Origin of the sequence: Robertmurraya sp. DFI.2.37 (genome assembly GCF_029211245.1) — a bacterium.
Classification (GTDB): Bacteria; Bacillota; Bacilli; order Bacillales; family Cytobacillaceae; genus Robertmurraya; species Robertmurraya methanolica_A.
Window position 1 is genome coordinate 189119 of the sequence record NZ_JARGEJ010000001.1, and the last position, 19303, is coordinate 208421.

At 36.8% G+C, this 19303-nt stretch carries 20 protein-coding genes; 8 read left to right on the forward strand and 12 right to left on the reverse strand.

Going from position 1 to position 19303, the window contains the following annotated elements:
- Positions 1-140: 140 nt before the first annotated feature.
- Positions 141-335, reverse strand: a complete 195-nt coding sequence (locus tag PZE06_RS00945; protein ID WP_095313200.1) for a hypothetical protein — start codon at positions 333-335, stop codon at positions 141-143.
- Positions 336-657: 322 nt separating this feature from the next.
- Here PZE06_RS00945 and PZE06_RS00950 point away from each other — a divergent pair, with 322 nt between their 5' ends.
- A complete protein-coding gene (locus PZE06_RS00950) occupies positions 658-1278 on the forward strand; it encodes a DUF1054 domain-containing protein (protein WP_150913210.1) in 621 nt (206 codons plus the stop codon).
- 258 nt (positions 1279-1536) lie between these two features.
- On the opposite strand, the gene PZE06_RS00955 is transcribed toward PZE06_RS00950, so the two are convergent.
- Positions 1537-1806, reverse strand: coding sequence for a UPF0223 family protein (locus tag PZE06_RS00955; protein WP_150913207.1), 270 nt, complete (start codon positions 1804-1806; stop codon positions 1537-1539).
- Positions 1807-2082: 276 nt separating this feature from the next.
- Between PZE06_RS00955 and PZE06_RS00960 the strand changes: the two genes are divergently transcribed.
- Positions 2083-3552, forward strand: coding sequence for an aminotransferase class I/II-fold pyridoxal phosphate-dependent enzyme (locus PZE06_RS00960; protein ID WP_150913205.1), 1470 nt, complete (start codon positions 2083-2085; stop codon positions 3550-3552).
- Positions 3553-3694: 142 nt separating this feature from the next.
- Here the strand turns inward: PZE06_RS00960 and PZE06_RS00965 are convergent, their stop codons facing one another.
- Both PZE06_RS00965 and PZE06_RS00970 read right to left on the reverse strand, forming a co-directional pair.
- Positions 3695-4288 carry an NHL repeat-containing protein gene (locus PZE06_RS00965; protein ID WP_150913203.1) on the reverse strand — a complete coding sequence of 198 codons (594 nt, stop codon included), beginning with the start codon at positions 4286-4288 and terminating at the stop codon, positions 3695-3697.
- A gap of 134 nt (positions 4289-4422) precedes the next feature.
- Positions 4423-4683 (reverse strand): hypothetical protein, encoded by a 261-nt coding sequence (locus PZE06_RS00970; RefSeq protein WP_150913201.1) that lies wholly within the window; start codon positions 4681-4683, stop codon positions 4423-4425.
- Positions 4684-4870: 187 nt separating this feature from the next.
- Between PZE06_RS00970 and PZE06_RS00975 the strand changes: the two genes are divergently transcribed.
- Complete coding sequence (locus PZE06_RS00975; RefSeq protein WP_095313445.1) at positions 4871-4987, forward strand: GapA-binding peptide SR1P; 117 nt, start codon at positions 4871-4873, stop codon at positions 4985-4987.
- Between the two features lie 155 nt (positions 4988-5142).
- Here PZE06_RS00975 and PZE06_RS00980 read toward each other — a convergent pair whose 3' ends face one another.
- Positions 5143-5442, reverse strand: a complete 300-nt coding sequence (locus tag PZE06_RS00980) for a DUF3055 domain-containing protein (RefSeq protein ID WP_150913552.1) — start codon at positions 5440-5442, stop codon at positions 5143-5145.
- Between the two features lie 198 nt (positions 5443-5640).
- Between PZE06_RS00980 and PZE06_RS00985 the strand changes: the two genes are divergently transcribed.
- On the forward strand, positions 5641-6075 hold the full coding sequence (locus PZE06_RS00985) for a DUF1885 family protein (protein WP_150913199.1): 435 nt from the start codon (positions 5641-5643) through the stop codon (positions 6073-6075).
- Positions 6076-6106: 31 nt separating this feature from the next.
- On the opposite strand, the gene PZE06_RS00990 is transcribed toward PZE06_RS00985, so the two are convergent.
- Entirely contained in the window at positions 6107-6937 is an 831-nt protein-coding gene (locus tag PZE06_RS00990; RefSeq protein WP_225310568.1) for a polysaccharide deacetylase family protein, read from the reverse strand.
- 491 nt (positions 6938-7428) lie between these two features.
- Here PZE06_RS00990 and PZE06_RS00995 point away from each other — a divergent pair, with 491 nt between their 5' ends.
- Positions 7429-7803: a small peptidoglycan-associated lipoprotein gene (locus PZE06_RS00995; RefSeq protein WP_150913195.1), complete on the forward strand. Its 375-nt coding sequence runs from the start codon at positions 7429-7431 to the stop codon at positions 7801-7803.
- An 871-nt stretch (positions 7804-8674) separates the two neighbouring features.
- Here PZE06_RS00995 and lpdA read toward each other — a convergent pair.
- The 5 genes from lpdA to PZE06_RS01020 form a co-directional block, all read right to left on the reverse strand.
- Entirely contained in the window at positions 8675-10087 is a 1413-nt protein-coding gene (lpdA, locus tag PZE06_RS01000; protein WP_150913193.1) for a dihydrolipoyl dehydrogenase, read from the reverse strand.
- Positions 10088-10091: 4 nt separating this feature from the next.
- A complete protein-coding gene (locus PZE06_RS01005; protein WP_150913191.1) occupies positions 10092-11375 on the reverse strand; it encodes a dihydrolipoamide acetyltransferase family protein in 1284 nt (427 codons plus the stop codon).
- Between the two features lie 102 nt (positions 11376-11477).
- Positions 11478-12455 carry an alpha-ketoacid dehydrogenase subunit beta gene (locus tag PZE06_RS01010; RefSeq protein ID WP_150913189.1) on the reverse strand — a complete coding sequence of 326 codons (978 nt, stop codon included), beginning with the start codon at positions 12453-12455 and terminating at the stop codon, positions 11478-11480.
- A gap of 3 nt (positions 12456-12458) precedes the next feature.
- Positions 12459-13574, reverse strand: a complete 1116-nt coding sequence (gene pdhA / locus PZE06_RS01015) for a pyruvate dehydrogenase (acetyl-transferring) E1 component subunit alpha (protein WP_095313459.1) — start codon at positions 13572-13574, stop codon at positions 12459-12461.
- Positions 13575-14107: 533 nt separating this feature from the next.
- Complete coding sequence (locus tag PZE06_RS01020; protein WP_150913187.1) at positions 14108-14785, reverse strand: YkyA family protein; 678 nt, start codon at positions 14783-14785, stop codon at positions 14108-14110.
- Between the two features lie 319 nt (positions 14786-15104).
- Here PZE06_RS01020 and def point away from each other — a divergent pair, with 319 nt between their 5' ends.
- The 3 genes from def to rnjA all read left to right on the forward strand — a co-directional run bounded on the left by def (position 15105) and on the right by rnjA (position 18229).
- On the forward strand, positions 15105-15659 hold the full coding sequence (def, locus tag PZE06_RS01025) for a peptide deformylase (RefSeq protein ID WP_150913185.1): 555 nt from the start codon (positions 15105-15107) through the stop codon (positions 15657-15659).
- A 686-nt stretch (positions 15660-16345) separates the two neighbouring features.
- The gene (locus PZE06_RS01030; protein ID WP_150913183.1) at positions 16346-16558 is read left to right on the forward strand and encodes a DNA-dependent RNA polymerase subunit epsilon; all 213 of its coding nucleotides are present in this window, start codon (positions 16346-16348) and stop codon (positions 16556-16558) included.
- 3 nt (positions 16559-16561) lie between these two features.
- Positions 16562-18229, forward strand: a complete 1668-nt coding sequence (rnjA, locus tag PZE06_RS01035) for a ribonuclease J1 (protein ID WP_150913181.1) — start codon at positions 16562-16564, stop codon at positions 18227-18229.
- Between the two features lie 303 nt (positions 18230-18532).
- On the opposite strand, the gene PZE06_RS01040 is transcribed toward rnjA, so the two are convergent.
- Entirely contained in the window at positions 18533-19201 is a 669-nt protein-coding gene (locus PZE06_RS01040; protein ID WP_275791625.1) for a potassium channel family protein, read from the reverse strand.
- Between the last annotated feature and the right edge of the window lie 102 nt (positions 19202-19303).

Here is a 19303-nt window from a genome sequence, read left to right on the forward strand (position 1 = left end):
ACTTTTCCCCAATTAAAATTCATCCACCCATCTCAATCGTTTCAAAAAAGTAAAAACGAACACCTATTTTCTTATAGGAGTCCGTTTTTAACCCGAATGCTGTTCCATTTCTCTAACCATTTATTAGTTCCCCTTGCCCACTATAGAGCCTTTAAGCGTAATAGTTCTGCTCGAATTCTTTCAAGCTTTTGCTTTGATTTTTCCTTTTGATCATCATTATCTTCAGCCATCGCATCGAACAATGTCAATAGCTCATAATCCAGCTCCAACCTTAAAACAGCTTTCCTTTCCTTTTCTAAATCTCTCTTTTTTAACGTATTCATCAACTGCTTCATGAAACAGACACTCCTTTCAATTAAATTAAAATCGCTCTTTTAAAAAAGATTCGAAAATTATGAACTTCCCAAAGGTGTTTAATAGGCTATTTGTATTGCCTTTCTTTTTTCAAGTCGCTAAACATTCTAACTTTTTATATATGATATGAGGATTTGATTTTGGATGCAACTAATTTGTGTTATCGCCTAATTATGACGAGTTTCGATTTATTTCACCATATCTCAATGAAGGACTGCGAAAATAGATCGCAGAAGGCATGATATTTTTTGTTTTAAGGGTGATTATGCTACAATATTTGACAAAGGACTGAGGAGGGAAAGTATGAAATTATCTAGCTTTACCGATGCTGATTTTAATGTATTTAAAATAGATGGCTTTGAAGAAAGAATGGATGCTCTTAAGGAAAATATTAGACCAAAGCTTGAAGCATTAGGTGATCATTTTGCACCAACACTATCTGCGCTAACTGGCTCAGAAATGTATGCTCATGTTGCGAAGCACGCAAGGAGAACAGTGAATCCACCGAAAGATACATGGGTAGCATTTGCCAGCAATTCACGCGGTTATAAGATGCTACCGCATTTTCAAATTGGCTTGTGGGAAACACATGTTTTTGTTTGGTTCGCTGTAATATATGAAGCACCTAATAAGGCTGAGTTCGGAAAGACATTAGAGAAAAAGCTAACAGCGATTTATAAAGATACACCTAAAGATTTTGTTTGGTCTGGTGATCATACAAAGCCTGATGTAATTCCACATAAGAATCTGAAAAAAGAGGAATTAAAGGCATTGTTTGAGCGTTTACAAACCGTTAAAAAAGCTGAGATTCTCTGCGGCTATCAAATTCCAAGAGAAGAAGCGGTTGCAATGTCAAGCGATGACTTTGTTAAAAAGGTTGAACAAGTATTTAATCAATTATTACCCCTTTACAAACTGGCTTAAACGTGTAAGGTTGCCTAATTTAAAACGCAAATTAGGCCCCAGACTTCCTTACATTTCTGCTTTGTTAAATGGTATTATTAATGTCAATACCTACATATAACAAATTCTTAATGTAAAGGGAAGGACTACCGACCATTTTTTCTAATCAAAAATAGAGTTCATATAAAAAATAGCTGATGGAGTCACAATCCACCAGCTATTTTTTAACGTTCAACCTTTCGTAGCCACACTCAGCAATTTTCTGCCGAGAACTCCCTGTTACATTTTAATAATTTGTCCTCGTTCACTTTCCTTTGCTTTTTTTATAGTTCGATAAGAAGAATAACCGCTGCTCTCTTCAAATTCACCGCATAGCTTCTTTTCCTCTGACTTACTGGGAACAATCTCTTTAAATCTTCGGTACGATGCCATTAAAACATCCCGTTCAATTCCCCTTTCATATGCTGCTTCAATGTGTTCGAAAAATTTAACCACATCAACAATCTCTTCAGTAGACCAATGATAATCAATAGGATATTGATATTCCATGTTTACATCCGCTCGCTTTCTTTAACTAACAGTGATTTTAGCGCCTCTCTTCTAGAAAAGCAAGTTATCACCCTTTTCCTCAAAAAATGAACGTAGTTGCCAGCTACTTATTTTTTTTACGGTTATTTTCATGATTCCTTCGAAAACTATCAGTATTACATTAATTTTTCTTTGCACTAGTACGGATTAATGCTATAATTCATTTGTTTTCCTTCATTATGATAAAGAAAATAAATGCGAAATACTTATATTCTAATAAAGAGGTGTGGAAATACTTTGTCACAATTTGAAACACCGTTATTTAACGGACTACTTGAACACGCAAAAAAAAATCCAATCCAATTCCATATTCCTGGCCATAAAAAAGGGGTGGGAATGGATGCCGATTTTCGAGAATTTATCGGAGACAACGCTCTATCCATCGATTTAATTAATATTGGACCACTGGATGATTTACACGCACCAAAGGGAATTATTAAACAAGCTCAAGATTTAGCAGCAGAAGCATTCGGGGCAGATTATACTTTTTTCTCAGTCCAAGGGACAAGCGGTGCCATTATGACAATGGTGATGACTGTATGCGGACCTGGAGATAAAATTATCGTCCCTCGAAATGTGCATAAATCGGTGATGTCGGCGATTATCTTCTCTGGCGCCCTTCCTATTTTTATCCATCCAGAGGTTGATGAACAGCTCGGAATTTCTCATGGAATTACGACTGATTCTGTAACAAGAGCAATCGAACAAAATCCTGATGCAAAAGGATTACTTGTAATCAATCCAACCTATTTTGGTATATCTGCAGATTTGAAACAGATTGTGGAAATAGCTCACTCTTTTGACATCCCCGTGTTAGTCGATGAAGCACATGGAGTACATATTCATTTTCATGAAAAACTGCCAATGTCCGCAATGCAAGCAGGCGCAGATATGTCTGCTACAAGTGTTCATAAACTAGGCGGTTCTATGACACAAAGCTCCATTTTAAATGTTAAAGAAGGGCTTGTTTCCCCAAAAAGAGTTCAAACGATTTTAAGTATGCTAACGACTACATCGACTTCTTATTTGCTGCTGGCATCTTTAGACGTTGCTCGTAAACAATTAGCTGTAAAAGGGCATGAGCTCATTGAAGAAACCATCCAGTTGGCCCAATATATACGTCATGAAATTAATCAAATTGAACATCTGTACTGTGTTGGAGCGGAAATCCTCGGCTCCATGGCTACCTTTGACTATGATCCAACGAAATTAATCATTTCTGTGAAAGAACTTGGAATTACTGGTTACGAGGTCGAAAAATGGCTTCGAGGAATGTATAATATTGAAGTCGAATTATCTGATCTCTATAATATCCTTTGTATTGTGACCCCGGGAGACACAAAGAGGGAAGCTGATATTTTGCTCAAAGCCCTTAGAGAGCTCTCAAAAAACCGAATCAAGAGAACAGAACAAATAGAAAGTAAAGTATTATTGCCAGATATCCCTTTATTAGCATTAACTCCTCGAGATGCATTTTATGCTGAAACTGAGCTCGTACCCTTTGATCAATCTGAAGGAAGAATCATTGCGGAATTTATCATGGTCTATCCTCCTGGAATCCCAATTTTTATTCCTGGAGAGATTATCACTAAAGATAATCTCCTCTATATTAAGAAGAATATCGAAGTTGGTTTACCAGTACAAGGACCAGAGAATTTTGATGCACGGATGCTAAGAGTGATAAAAGAACATAAAGCAATCCAATAAAAAATCAAACCTGACATTAAGTCAGGTTTGATTTTTTATTGGATTCGTCTACAAATGGAAGCAATTTCTTTTAAAATGAATTTTTCAATTAAATATTGTCCTTATCTTTCACAATTTCCAACACCTTTTTTCATTTTTACATTCACCTGATCAACTTTTTTAAAATAATAAGATCACCATCCCATTCGAGAATATATAATTTGCCATCACAATAATCCATGCTGCATATTTTAAAGAGACTCACTTTTTTAGGGTCAACTTCATAGACATCATTTTTGATACTTTTTTTAACAAGTGGATTTCCAGCAATTGTATAAATATTATGATCTCTTGAATCAATCATACGAACGACATGATTTTGAGTATCTCCTATAAAAATATTATTATCTTCATCTATTGAAAGGGCCCAAGGACCATCAAAATATTCGTTCTGGTTACTGCCAAATGTTGCAAATTTTGCATTCTTTCCGTCGCCATCATAACCTGGCTTTCCATTTCCTGCTAAAGTTTCAATGGTTTTCGTTAAAACATTAACCCGCCTTAATGCGAAATTTTTACTATCTAACACACAAATATTTCCTCTTGCATCTCGACGAATGTCATATATCCAATTAAAACGTGCCTCTGAATAAGAAACTGTCTCAAGATTAAATCCAGGCTCAACACTTCCTATGATATTTTTCAATTGGCCATTTTCAGTAAACTGGAACAAACGACAGCCGGTAATGTCATTCACCCAAAGATCATGATTTACATCAAAAACGCAATTTCCGAGAGCTTTAATGCCATGGCTCTTCCCATCAATAAAGACCGTGTAGGAAAGCTTTTGAGGATTGAGCTTATAAATATAATTATTTCCATGACTGGAGACTATATATGCTCTTCATCCATATCAGTAATATAATGTGGATTCTCGAGGTCAACTAAAATATGCCTATCTCCCTTCACTTCTATTTGCTTTCCCGCTGTCCAAGCTAATTTTCCTGCTCCTTCATATTGGCCAATCCAATGTTCATCATAGCTTAAAGCATAACGATTCCCCCTGCCATCAAAAAATCCAAAAGGAGGCTCGTTATCTTTCCAAGTATCCTTTGAATCATACGAAATTATTTTCTCTACAGTCCAACGCAATATTTTCTCTCCTATCTTAAAGTTTATTTTCTTTTCTTTGAAGTACATTAACGAACAAAAATAGTTTAATGTGTCATACAATTTACACTTGAATAATTAATTATGTTATATTATTATTTAATTAACGCTATTAAACGCTTACATTTTTACGTTTTTTTACAATATTAATAAAAAAGGAGACTGGAAAATGGGTACAATCGTTTGCCAAACATGTGAATCAACTGTTGAGCATTTCGAGGATGAAAAGGTAACTATTCTGTACGCCAAATGCAACTGCTGTCAATCTTCAAAAGAAGAAAAATAATTTTTCTAATCCTTTTTTTCAATGAACGAGCATGTCCTGTTAACATTTCAGACATGTTCTTTTTTCTTTCTCATCAAGTTTAGATCACTGCAATAACGAAATTATCACCTTTTATAGTAGTGAAAACGTAAAAAAAAGACCAAACAGGTCTCATCTTATTCATATTGAGGTTCAAAAGGAAGATGTGGAATTGCAGTTTTAAAAAACTCAATTAAATCCGATGCTTGTTGTTCATCTTGAATGCGGAATGCGGATTGAATGTATTCAATATCAACGAGGTCTTTCGAGTCGAGGAGTGCTGAGCGGCCAGTTTGCATACAAACGACTAAGGGCTTACCGAAAAATTGATTCGTATAGACAATGCCAAAATCATAACGGGTTGTTTCCGTCACAAACCCAACAAATCGTACCTTGGCTTTTTCGTGCTCATCATATAGCTTATGAAAATATTCCATCATCGTTATCGCCTCCTTTTTGTTATAATATTTCCAATTTTATTATAGTTGATAAAAATATAGAAAACAACAATATTACCGAAGTGTCAAAATATCGTCAACATTCCTTTTTCTCTGTTGTCACTTATCTGAAAACTTTGCTAGAATAGAAGAGAAAAATGATCTACTTTATCTTTGGGATAATTAGGGGGATGGAACATGTCTAGTCACGCATACATAAGACTCGTGCCTTCATCAGAAAAGGAAAGCGTTACCACTGATGAAGTAATCGAACTATTCAATTATTATAAAAATATTACGAATAAAACTGGTGATCAGCTTAATTGGGAATACCGGGAAGCTGCCTTCCCGTATGAGATTGTCGAAAAACCTGAAGGAAAAGGAAAGTGGTTTTATCTAAAATCAGATGAAGCGAATTATAATATCATTTTAATCGGAGTTGATAAACAGACTTTTCATCAGGAAGAAGAAACACCGTCCGAACAAACGTATATTCAAATCACCTTACCAGAAACCTCAACATTTGGAGATAAAGGAAAAGCAAATGAATTTTGTAAATTTTTAGCAAAAAAACTCAAAGCTGAACTGCAATTATTTAATGGACGAGTCATGTATTTTTATCCACGAAAATAGGCAGGGACAAATCTTTGTCCTTGCCTTTTATTTATTCAGGGACTTTTATAAGATTGGGAGCGACTATTTCATAGCCCTTCTTCCGCAACCCTTGAACAATCCCTTCTAAAGCTTCACTTGTCCATTTTCGGTCATGCATTAACAAATTTGCTCCATTATTTAAATATGGACTATTAATCATTATTTCCCTCAACGCATCTTTCTCCTGAAAACCTTTTTCCCAATCATATCCGTACGTCCAATTCATCACAACCATTTTTTCATCTGCTGCTATTTTTTTAGACTCGTCAGTGTTTGCCCCGAATGGAGCTCGGAAAAATTTTGGTCGCTCACCTGTGATTTCCTCTACAAGATCATTTACAGCAATAATCTCCTGTAATTGTTTTTCAGGAGTAAGATTCGCTAAATTTTGATGAGAGTAGGTATGATTCCCAATTGGAAAACCTAAATCATAAATTTTTTTTAAAATTGCTGCTTTTTCTTGCGTATCAATAAAATGACCGTTTACAAAAAAAATTGCTTTAGCTCCTAAATTTTTTAATGTGTAAGCCATTTCCAACGCGTACTTATCTGGTGCATCGTCAATTGTTAATAAAACAACTTTTTCGTTTGCTTCCTCTATCGGTACAACTGTCCAAGTTTTGTCATCGATCTTATACAACGGTTCACTCTTTTCAGTACCATTTGTTTCCAGTTCCGCCTCTTTTAATCCTTGCTTCTCGTTTTCCTTTTTAGTCCATTCTGTCTGATCCTCATCGACGACCAACTGCTCATCAGTTTCTGCTAGAAAATCGTTCGGACTTTCATGACCACAGCCAACTAACAGAAGACCAGTTACCATAAACGCGAACCATCTTTTCAATACTGTCACCTCAAAATAATTACGAATTGTATTCCTGTCCCTACTATTTTATCCATTCCTTTTCAGCATTGCTAGAAAAGGCTCAAAAAAATGTGAATGGCACAATATACAGTTAAACTAACGAGGGTGACAAAGATCGTTTTTTTTGTAGACTTCAAAATCAAATTACTAGCGACCATCCCTAAATAGATAAATACGAAAAACATCGCGACATTATAGACAATTTGATCATATTTAGAAAGCGATTCAAATAAAGTATAAACGCTCCAAATCATAAGCTGAATTAATATGACAACATAATTTCTCAACTTATATCACCTACTTAAGTATACAATATTTACTAGCATTCTATGATTTCAATTCGAATGATATTTTTCAATTCTGTATCATTTACATGACATCCCCTATTTATTTTGGTCACTATGCTACTATATGGGTAATTAAGCGTATTTTCTGAACAGAATTTCTAATTTGAATGTGAGGCTATTTCAATGAAATTCGCACCTATAATTATGATCTTATTTATGTTGATACCTGCATGCCAAAAAAACGACGCTAAAAGCTTTGAGATTGATAGTAGCGATAAGCAAGTGCTCTTCTTTTCAAATGAAACAGAGCATGCTAATCTTCAAATAGAAGCTCCTTATTACGATGCGATTATTGAATTGCGACAACGCTTTCCTGAAGAATTCAATGAGATAAAAACTTTTGCTCCCACTACTGATAAAGCCATTTTCACAAAGCTTAAGGTAGAAGTTTGTCCAGCGATTATCGTTCTTCATAACGATAAAGTTTTAGTACAAGTAGCAGGAGAAAGCTCTAAAGAAGAAATTCTTCAACCCATCGAAGCTGCATTAATGAATTAATCATTTTGATATACTACTTTTAGAAAGCTCGTTTCCCAAAAGATTAGCAAATATTTTTTACACACTAAACATGAGATCGGCGAGCAATAGGAACCATTAGCGTAAGCTATTTTTCTTCGTGCTCGGCGGCTACCAACTATGAAACGAAAGCTCAATGGCGATTGGTTACCGGACACTTTCGTTTATAGGTTACACATCCCGGTATTGCACAACTTCAATAAGAAAATAATGACAAAAGAGGGTCCCAAAAGCCTAGCTTATAGGAGCCTCTCTTTTTTTAATTCCCTCTATCATAATAAAGAAAACCTTTCACTTTTGGTCTAATAAAATCCCCAAAACCAATTAAACCATTAAAAGGAGATGTTCTCATATACAAGAATGCTCCCATGACTAACCAACTAGTTCTATCAAAGGAGATTGAGTTCTCATTCCAGAGCCCGCCGATTCATTTAGCAGTAGAAAAATAAATCCAATTGACAACCAAAAATACCTAAAAGCTGGATACAAAAGAAAAAGCTGATCTCAAAAAGTCGTTTAACCCAGAGTATCGACAAAAGCCATCGAGAGGTTCCCTCTCGACGGCTTTTGTCATTTTTGGATAGTTGGCTGTAAAAATCCGTTAATTTCCGCTCCGGGCACTTGCTTTCCGGGGGGCAGGCGGTGAGCTTCCTCAGAGCTGTCGCTCCTGCGGGAAAAAGCGGCTCGGCTCCGCCCGCGGAAAGTGCCACCCTTCGTTATAATCAACCTATACTATCTATTCATAATTCTATTTTAAAAGAAAAAGACTGTAGCAAACTGAAATCCTTCAAGTTTGTCTACAGTCTGAGTCGTTTCTAACGACCTTTTGACATGGCTTTCCTTTATTGTTACCTTATTTAATAATGTGAATTGGGCTGCCAATTGCTACTTCTGCAGCTTCCATTGTAATTTCTCCTAATGTAGGGTGAGCATGAATTGTCATTGCTAAATCTTCAGCAGTCATTCCTGCTTCGATCGCTAAGCCAAGTTCCGCTATCATATCAGAAGCACTCGGTCCAGCGATTTGTGCTCCAATAACAAGTCCATCCTCTTTACGAGTGACAAGCTTTAAGAAGCCTTCTGCAGCATCTAAAGCTAGGGCACGACCATTTGCAGCAAATGGGAACTTCGAACCAACTACTTCGATTCCTTCATCTTTCGCTTGTTTTTCTGTATAACCTACAGAAGCAAGCTCAGGATCAGAGAATACAACTGCAGGGATTCCAAGATAATCGATTTGCGCATTATGTCCTGCAATCGCCTCAGCCGCAATTTTTCCTTCATAGGAAGCTTTATGAGCTAATTGTGGTCCAGGGACAATATCTCCTATCGCATAAATGTTAGGAATATTTGTACGGCATTGGACATCAATATTGATGATTCCACGATCAGTCATATCAATCCCAAGTTGATCAAGACCCATTTCGTCAGTATTTGGACGACGGCCTACTGTTACTAGTACATAATCAGCCTCAACTGTTTTTTCCTCACCTTTAGCTTCATACGTAACAACGACGCCATTTTCATTTTCAACGACGCCTTTGGCAAGTGCATTTGTAACGATGTCAGCGCCTTTTTTCTTTAAGTTACGAGCTACAATAGAAGACATTTGCTTTTCAAATGCTCCAGCAAATAGTTCATCACTACCTTCAAGAATCGTTACTTCTGTTCCAAAGTTCGCATACGCAGTTCCAAGCTCAACTCCAATTACTCCCCCACCAATAATAACGAGTTTCTTTGGAATTTCAGGTAGGTTTAAAGCACCTGTTGAGTTAATAACACGATTAGAATACTTAAATGTTGGAAGCTCAATCGGACGAGATCCTGTAGCGATTATTGCATTTTTAAAAGTATATGTTTGAGCTGAGTTATCATCCATCACACGAATTGTGTTAGCGTCAACGAAATAACCTTCGCCGCGAACGATTTCTACTTTATTCCCTTTTAATAAGCCCTCAACACCGGAAGTAAGCTTATTTACAACGCTACCTTTCCATTCTTGAACCTTTGAAAAATCAACTTTTACATTTTCAGCAGTAATCCCAATTGATTCAGAATGTAGGGCCGTTTCATAACGGTGACCTGCAGCGATTAATGCCTTAGAAGGAATACAACCAACATTCAGACATACGCCACCAAGATTTGCTTTTTCAACAATTGTAACTTTTTGTCCAAGTTGTGCCGCACGAATTGCTGCTACATAACCACCAGGACCTGCACCAAGGACAAGAGTATCTGTTTCGATAGGAAAATCTCCAACTACCATTTTATTACGCCTCCATTAACATTAATTCTGGATCATTTAATAAGCGTTTAATATGATTTAGGGCATTTTGCGCAGTAGCACCATCAATCATACGGTGGTCAAAGCTTAATGAAAGTGCGAGCACAGGTGCTGCAACAATTTCACCATCTTTAATCACAGGTTTTTCAGCAATACGTCCAATACCTAGAATGGCAACTTCTGGATGATTAATGACAGGAGTAAACCATTGTCCACCAGCAGAACCGATATTCGAAATTGTACAAGAAGCACCTTTCATTTCGTCTGGAGCTAATTTACCATCACGAGCTTTTCCTGCTAGTTCATTGATTTCTTGAGAAATATTGAATATAGACTTGCGGTCTGCATCCTTCACAACTGGTACTAATAAACCTTTTTCTGTATCTGCCGCAATTCCAATATTGTAATAGTGCTTATGAATAATCTCATTTGTAGCATCATCTAAAGAAGTATTTAAAGCAGGGTATTCACGCAATGCACTTGTTAATGCTTTTACTACATATGGAAGGAATGTAAGCTTAATTCCCTTGCTTGCAGCAACTTCTTTGTACTTCTTACGATTTGCTACAAGGTTCGTTACATCGACTTCATCCATAAGAGTTACATGTGGAGCAGTGTGTTTAGAATTCACCATTGCTTTTGCAATTGCCTTACGAATTCCACTCATTTTCTCACGAGTTTCTGGATATTGACCAGCTGGAATTGGTGCTGGTGTTGGTTTAGCCGATTCAGCTTGTGCTGCTGGTGCTTCTTCAGTTGCTGTTGAAGCTGGCACTGGTGCCCCACCATTTAAGAACGCATCAATATCATCTTTTAGTACACGGCCGTTATCACCCGAACCTGCTACTTGACGAATATCAACACCTTTATCACGAGCATACTTACGAACAGAAGGCATTGCAATAATGCGACGGTTTGGATCAGCAGGCTCTGCACTCGCTCCTGCCTCTGGTGTTGCTTCTGGCTGAGCAGCAGGTGCTTCTTTAGGAGCTTCTTCACTTTCATCGCCTTTAAATTTAAGATCTTCATATCCAGGTGCATCAAATGTGATTAATACCTGTCCTACTGTTGCCACTGTTCCTTCATCAACTAGAACTTCCTCAACTGTACCTTCTACTGGAGAGGGAATTTCAACAACAGCTTTATCGTTTTGTACTTCACAAAGCACATCATCTTCTTGCACTTTATCGCCTGGTTTCACGAACCATTTTACAATTTCACCTTCATGGATACCTTCACCAATATCAGGCAGTTTAAATTGGAATGACATGGGTTCATCCTCCTAAATATTCTTGTTTGTATGCCACTTGATCGAATTTAAGGGTAATGGACAACCCATCTCCCTTAAACACGGTCTATTTGTTCAATTTTTTTAGAAATTAAGTACTTTTTTGCTTGTCTCCATAATATCTTTAACGTTAGGAAGCCATACAGATTCAGCTTGTGGAAACGCAAATACTGTATCCGGTGCAGCAACACGTAAAACAGGTGCTTCAAGGCTAAGGATTGCACGATCGTTAATTTCAGCAACAACTTGCGCTGCAATACCAGCTTGTTTTTGCGCTTCTTGAACAACAATTGCACGACCTGTTTTTTCAACTGAAGCGATAATGGTTTCAATATCAAGTGGAGCTACTGTACGTAAGTCTACAACCTCAACAGAATGTCCTTCTTTTTCAAGTTCTTCTGCTGCTTTAATTGACTCATGAACCATTGCACCATAAGTGATGATTGAAAGATCAGTACCTTCACGCTTCACTTCAGCCTTGCCAAGCGGAATTGTATATTCTCCTTCAGGTACTTCTTGTCTGAATGAGCGATATAATTTCATATGCTCTAAATAAATTACTGGATCGTTATCACGAATAGCTGAAATTAATAATCCCTTTGCATCATAAGGTGTAGAAGGAATAACCACTTTCAATCCTGGTTGTTGTGCCATTAAGCCTTCAAGGCTGTCAGCATGCATTTCAGGTGTGTGCACTCCACCACCAAATGGTGAACGGATCGTAACTGGTGCATTATATCGACCACCAGAGCGGTAACGCATACGAGCTAATTGACCAGAAATAGAATCCATTACTTCATATACGAATCCAAAGAATTGGATTTCTGGAACAGGACGGAAGCCTTGTAAACTTAGACCAACTGCTAAACCACCAATACCAGACTCAGCTAATGGTGTATCAAACACACGATCTTCCCCAAATTCTGCTTGGAGTCCTTCAGTTGCACGGAAAACCCCACCGTTTACACCTACGTCTTCTCCGAACACTAATACATTCGGATCATTTTTTAATTCAGTGCGTAACGCATCCGTGATTGCTTGAATCATTGTCATTTGCGCCATGGCTTACTTCGACTCCTTCTCTTTATATATTTCATATTGCTCCTCTAGGTTATGCGGAAGCTCTTCATACATAATTGAGATCAAATCCGTTACCTTTTGCTTCGGAGTATTATCTGCTTCTTTAATCGCTACTTTAATATCTTCTTTTGCTTGTTCAATTGTTTCATTTTCCAACTCTTCGTTCCAAATTCCTTTTTTCTCTAAATATTTACGGAAACGAACAAGTGGGTCTTTCTTTTCCCATTCGTTATCTAAATCAGACGTACGGTAACGTGTTGGGTCATCCCCAGCCATTGTATGAGGACCGTAGCGATATGTCATTGTTTCAATTAATGTTGGCCCTTCTCCATTAATCGCACGCTCGCGAGCTTCTCTAACTGCACTGTAAACAGCTAATGGATCCATTCCATCAACAACAATTCCTGGAATACCAGCAGCAACTGCTTTTTGCGCTAGTGTCTTAGCAGCTGTTTGCTTTTCACGAGGAGTAGAAATCGCAAACTGGTTGTTCTGAATGATAAAAATCGCAGGAGATTTGTAAGCACCTGCAAAGTTGATTCCTTCATAGAAATCACCTTGTGAAGTCCCACCATCACCTGTATACGTAATAGCAACCGCTTTTTGACCACGCTTTTGCATTCCGAGAGCAACTCCAGCAGCCTGCACATATTGAGCACCAATGATGATTTGTGGAGAGATTACATTAACACCTTCAGGAATATCTCCACCTTTGAAATGTCCTCTTGACCATAGGAAGGCTTGTGATAACGGTAACCCATGCCAGATAAGCTGTGGAACATCACGGTAACCAGGAAGGATAAAGTCTTCCTTTTCTAAGGCAAATTGCGATGCTAGTTGTGAAGCCTCTTGACCAGCTGTTGGTGCATAGAAACCAAGACGTCCTTGACGATTTAATGAAATAGAGCGTTGGTCAAGTATTCTTGTATACACCATGCGTTTCATTAGTTCCTGTAGTTGTTCGTCACTTAAGTTCGGTACAGCCGCTTCATTTACGACTTCTCCCTCTTCGTTAAGTATTTGAAATGTTTCAAACTGCTCTTCTACCTTTTCAAGCTGCTTCTTTGCATCAAAACTAGCTTTATTTGTTTTAGAAGCCATTAAAAGTCACCCTTTCATACAAAATATATTAAAGTACAAATATTTTTGGTTCCCATTTTTGCTTCCATTTCAAGCTATGTATGGGAAAGAAAACAATATTATAGTACCCAAATCTATCTCATCTTAGAAATAATACACTTATCTGAGACTGATAAAGCGCTTTAAACACACATGATTACGAATAGTTTTCCTCAATCTGTTTGAATTAAAACGCTCCCTTTAAAACCAGTTGGCGGCAAAAGCTGTACTATAATTTTAGAGAGATAAATTGATACAACTACAAACTTCGTTTTTAGTGTACACTAATCAAATCAACCACGTCAATTACTAAGCTTCAAGTTTTTTAATCTATTCACGTTTTTAATGTGTTAAATATTTTTCAAACTGTATCACAAATAAACAATTTCTGTACTATAAAAAATAACACAATGATAGCGCTGTTATAATAAAGAAAATTATATAATAATAATTATAATCAAATCATAACAGTAATTGAAACCAAAATAAAAGGAACCGACTTTTTTTCGATTCCTTTATCTCTCTTGCTCTTCACTTATTTCAATTCCAGCGGCTTTATAAAAACCAAGTTTAATCTCATTATATTGTTTCGTATATTCGTTAAACTCTTCATTGGAATCAAGAACGAGCTTATACGTATCGTTTATTTTTGTAATTTGTTCTTCGAGCTCGTCAATCGATAATCCCTCTTTCTGAAACATTTGGTACAGCTCTTTATCATGTTCAATCCCTTTCATATAATTGTCAAAAAGGGTATCATGAGTAGCAAATCGTTTTTGCATTGTATCGTATAGCTCATTCGCTTTTGTTTTTAATTCCCCTTCATCTAGTTTTTCAATCAACGGAGCAAATTTTTCAAATTCCTGTTTCGACGCTTGGATACTTTCTTCTTCCTTTTGCATATGCTCTTGCCTTTTATCAACAATTGTTAAGGCTTTTTCAGAAAGAGATACAATTTGCTCAAATTCCTTCATCCCTAATCCGATGATCTCACTGTATATTTCCTTTTCTTCTTTCTCTAGTTCTACTAAAGGCTGTTGCTGTTTTTCAAAGTCTTGCTCTAGATCAACGACATTTTCTAGCACGGTATACATTTCATCCGTAGTGGTGGTTCGATTAAAACAGCCTGTTATAACGAACATACTTATGAGAATAAAAAATAATAACGGCTTCTTCCAATTTAAAATTGACACTTTGTAACCCCCTTCATATGACAATTATTACTATATAGTTTGTTGCAAATATTTACAATAGCACATAAGAAAAACCGAGAAAAAATCAGCAATGACGATTCCATAAGTCGTTTAAGTGTATTAAAAATGAGCTTCATTACAATGATATATCTAGATATATTACCTGCTAAACATGCATAATGGGAAAATTGATACGATTAATAGATCCTATTCAAATCTATTATTAATTATGTCTCTTACTAGTAAAATGTTGCAACTATACGGTCAATATAAATTCTGTTAAAATAATGCACGAGAGAATTACGTGGGAGTGAAATACATGCTTACGATGGAAGACATTATTAAAGACGGTCATCCTACTTTGCGTTCCGTTGCAAAAGAGGTCCCGCTTCCAGCATCAGAGGAAGATAAAGATACATTAAGAGCTCTGCTAGAATATGTAATCGCAAGTCAAAATCCTGAAATCGCCAAAGAAAAAGGCTTAAGACCCGGAATTGGTCTAGCAGCACCTCAAATCAATATTTCAAAAAGAATGATCGCCATCCATGTAACCGACGATAAAGAAAACCTGTACAGTTATGCCCTTTTTAATCCAAAGATTATCAGCCATTCTGTGGAGAAAGCATACTTAACGAGTGGCGAAGGCTGCCTTTCCGTGGATGAATCAATTCCAGGTTATGTCCCAAGATATGCAAGAGTAACGGTGAAAGCGACGACATTAGAAGGTGAAGAGATTAAGCTTAGACTGAAAGGTTTACCGGCCATTTGTATCCAGCATGAGATCGATCATCTTAATGGAATAATGTTTTATGATCATATTAACAAAGACGATCCATTCGCACCAATTGAAAATGCAACACCAATCGAAAGATAAGAATAATTCAGTTAAAACGCAAAGGGGTTCCGCAAAGCACCTTTGCGTTTTTTTGTGGACGCGAAGGAGCTCAAATTCTAACAAATATGTTACTACCATGTTTAACCATGAGAAAAATACCTATTACTTCATATAATAAAGATAAGAAATATATAACAGGAGATATTTATCTTTACTTTGGACAAGGATCGTATAATATAGGAAGTAAGGAGATGATCCGCAATGTTAAAGAAGCTGAAAAAAAAGCTTGTTGAACATTGGAAAGATTTGCTTCGAAAAAAATCCATCGCGTAAATTAATGATGAGCCCTTCATGCTTGCGAAGGGCTCCTTCTTTATAGTAAATTTGAAAACGATACTTCAAAAAAACAATTCAAATAAAAGGACAAACATCACTTCAAAAGAAAATGAATGAAATTACTTCCTATTTTATATATAATAGAAAAAGTTACTATCGGAAATACTTGGGAGATAATTAATATTTTCCCCTTGCTCTTGATTTGACTCAAATTCCCTATTACATGAATCAATTTCATAATGACGATGGTTAAAAACGGGTTTTTTAGAAAATCTATACATATTAGATACGTACTACAGCATTAGTAAAATTTCGTTTTTATTGACAACTATTGATCATGAAATTGAATCACATATTTTAAATTTTTTATAACAAAGGAGAGAAACAGGATGATTTTTAAAGTTTATTTTCAAGAATTAAAAACAGAAGCGCCAGTGCGTGAAAAAACAAAGACCATTTTTGTAAAAGCGGACTCTGTACGCGAGGTACGTGCAAAATTGGCAGAGCATCCGTACAACATTGAGTTTATTACTCCAGTAGATGGAGCATTCTTAGAGTATGAACAGAAAAATGAAAATTACAAAGTATTGGAGATTGGATAATTTATGAAATTTGTTAAAAATGATCAAACCGCTGTTTTTGCTTTAGGCGGCTTGGGTGAAATAGGTAAAAATACGTACGGTGTTCAGTTTCAAGACGAAATTATTTTAATTGATGCTGGAATCAAATTTCCTGAAGATGAATTACTTGGCATTGACTATGTCATCCCGGATTACACTTACTTAGTCAAAAATGTCGATAAAATAAAAGGACTATTTGTCACACACGGACATGAGGATCACATTGGGGGCATCCCTTATTTATTGAGGGAAATCAATATTCCGATTTACGGAGGAAAGCTTGCTTTAGGTCTTATTCGCAATAAATTAGAAGAGCACGGTTTATTAAGACAAGCAAAGCTTCATGAAATTCAAGAAGACGATATCATTAAATTTAGAAAGACATCTGTCACGTTTTTCCGAACAACTCACAGCATCCCTGATTCGTACGGTATTGTTGTAAAGACGCCTCCCGGACAAATTGTTCATACAGGAGACTTCAAATTTGATTTCACCCCTGTTGGTGAACCTGCTAATTTAACAAAAATGGCTGAAATCGGCAAGGAAGGAGTCTTATGCCTCCTCTCAGACAGTACGAACAGTGAGGTCCCTGATTTCACCATGTCTGAACGAAGAGTTGGCGATAATATCCACGATATTTTCAGAAAGGTCGATGGCCGCATTATTTTTGCAACTTTCGCCTCAAATATTCATCGTCTGCAACAAGTAACAGAAGCCGCAGTCGCAAACGGAAGAAAAATTGCTGTGTTTGGTAGGAGTATGGAAGCAGCGATCAATATCGGACAAGAATTAGGCTATATTCGGGCGCCTAAAGATACATTTATTGATGCGCAATCGATTAATCGTCTACCAGCAAATCAAGTAACGATTTTATGTACCGGTAGTCAAGGAGAACCAATGGCTGCATTATCTCGTATTGCCAATGGTACACATCGGCAAATTCAGATCATTCCTGGAGATACAGTCGTGTTCTCTTCCTCTCCAATCCCAGGAAATACAATAAGTGTTAGTAGAACAATTAATATGCTCTTCCGTGCAGGGGCGGACGTTATTCACGGAAAACTAAGTGATATTCATACATCAGGACATGGTGGTCAAGAAGAACAAAAACTAATGCTTCGCCTTATTAAACCAAAGTTTTTTATGCCGATTCATGGAGAATATCGCATGCAAAGAATGCATATGAAACTTGCTGTTGACTGCGGAGTAGAGGAAGACAACTGCTTTATTATGGACAATGGAGAAGTTCTCGCTCTTAGTGAGGATTCTGCCCAGATAGCTGGTAAAATACCTTCCGGCAACGTCTATATTGATGGTAGTGGCGTAGGCGACATTGGCAATATCGTTCTTCGTGACCGCCGTATTCTTTCAGAGGAAGGATTAGTAGTCGTTGTTATAAGCATTAATATGAAAGATTTCAAAATCGCAGCTGGTCCGGACATTATCTCCCGTGGTTTTGTCTATATGAGAGAGTCAGGTGATTTAATTAGCGATGCCCAAAGTCTTATTTCTAAACACTTAAATAAAGTAATGGAAAGAAAAACGACTCAATGGTCAGAAATTAAAAATGAGATTACGGATACACTCGCACCATTTTTATATGAAAAAACTAAGCGTCGACCAATGATTTTACCGATCATTATGGAAGTTTAAGAACAAAAGCGCAAGACGCCGTCGGAACAATCAAAAAGCAGATTGTTCCGACGATATTTATTTTCGAAGCCTTTCCTCCTGTACACTGGAAGGTTCTGATCTTTCAATAAAGTCATCCTACGGTGCTACACCTCCGGTTGACTTATCGTAGGGAGGTAATCTGAAGTTTTGTAGGCAATTGGCGCTGGAGCTAGACGTGGAGACACTCACAAAAGTGTTCTTTACAGCAATTGAAAACTATAATTTCCAAGACCATTAAAAAACCAAGCATGCGACTTAATGTCAACTGCTTGGTTTTTTTCCTTAATCGTTCATCACTTTTTTCTCAAATCGACTGATATCTGAATCAGCACCGATAACAATTAATATGTCGTTTTGAAGAATCACTTCGTTGGCTTGAGGAGAAACATTAATATCATTTCCTCTTTTAATAGCCACTATGTTTATTCCATATTTTGCGCGTATGTCGAGTTCTAATATCGTGTGTCCAATCATCGCCCCACCAGCAACAATCTCAACAATACTATGTTCATCTGAAAGCTCTAAATAGTCTAACACACTGTTTGAAACCATTTTATGTGCAATTCTTTTGCCCATATCCCTTTCAGGATGGACTACAGTGTCGGCTCCTATTTTTAATAGCACCTTTTCATGATAATCATTTTGCGCTTTCACTGTTATATGTTTGACCCCAAGTTCCTTTAACATTAAAGTCGTCAATATACTTGCTTGAATATTATCACCGATTGCTACAATAACATGATCAAAATTTCGAATCCCTAACCCCTTTAAAACGGACTCATCTGTAGTATCTCCCATTACTGCATGTGAAGCAATCATAGAAAATTCATTCACTCGCTCCTCTTTCGTGTCAATCGCCATTACTTCCATGCCTTGCTCTGCTAATTCGCGAACAATGCTGCCACCAAAACGACCTAACCCTATAACTGCAAATTCTTTTTTCACATTCATTCCCCCGAAGCAGATGCTTGTCAAATTTCTAAACAGCCAAAAAAGTATGTCCTCATTTTAGCATATTATTTGAAAAAGAACATGTACGAAATGATAGTTGGG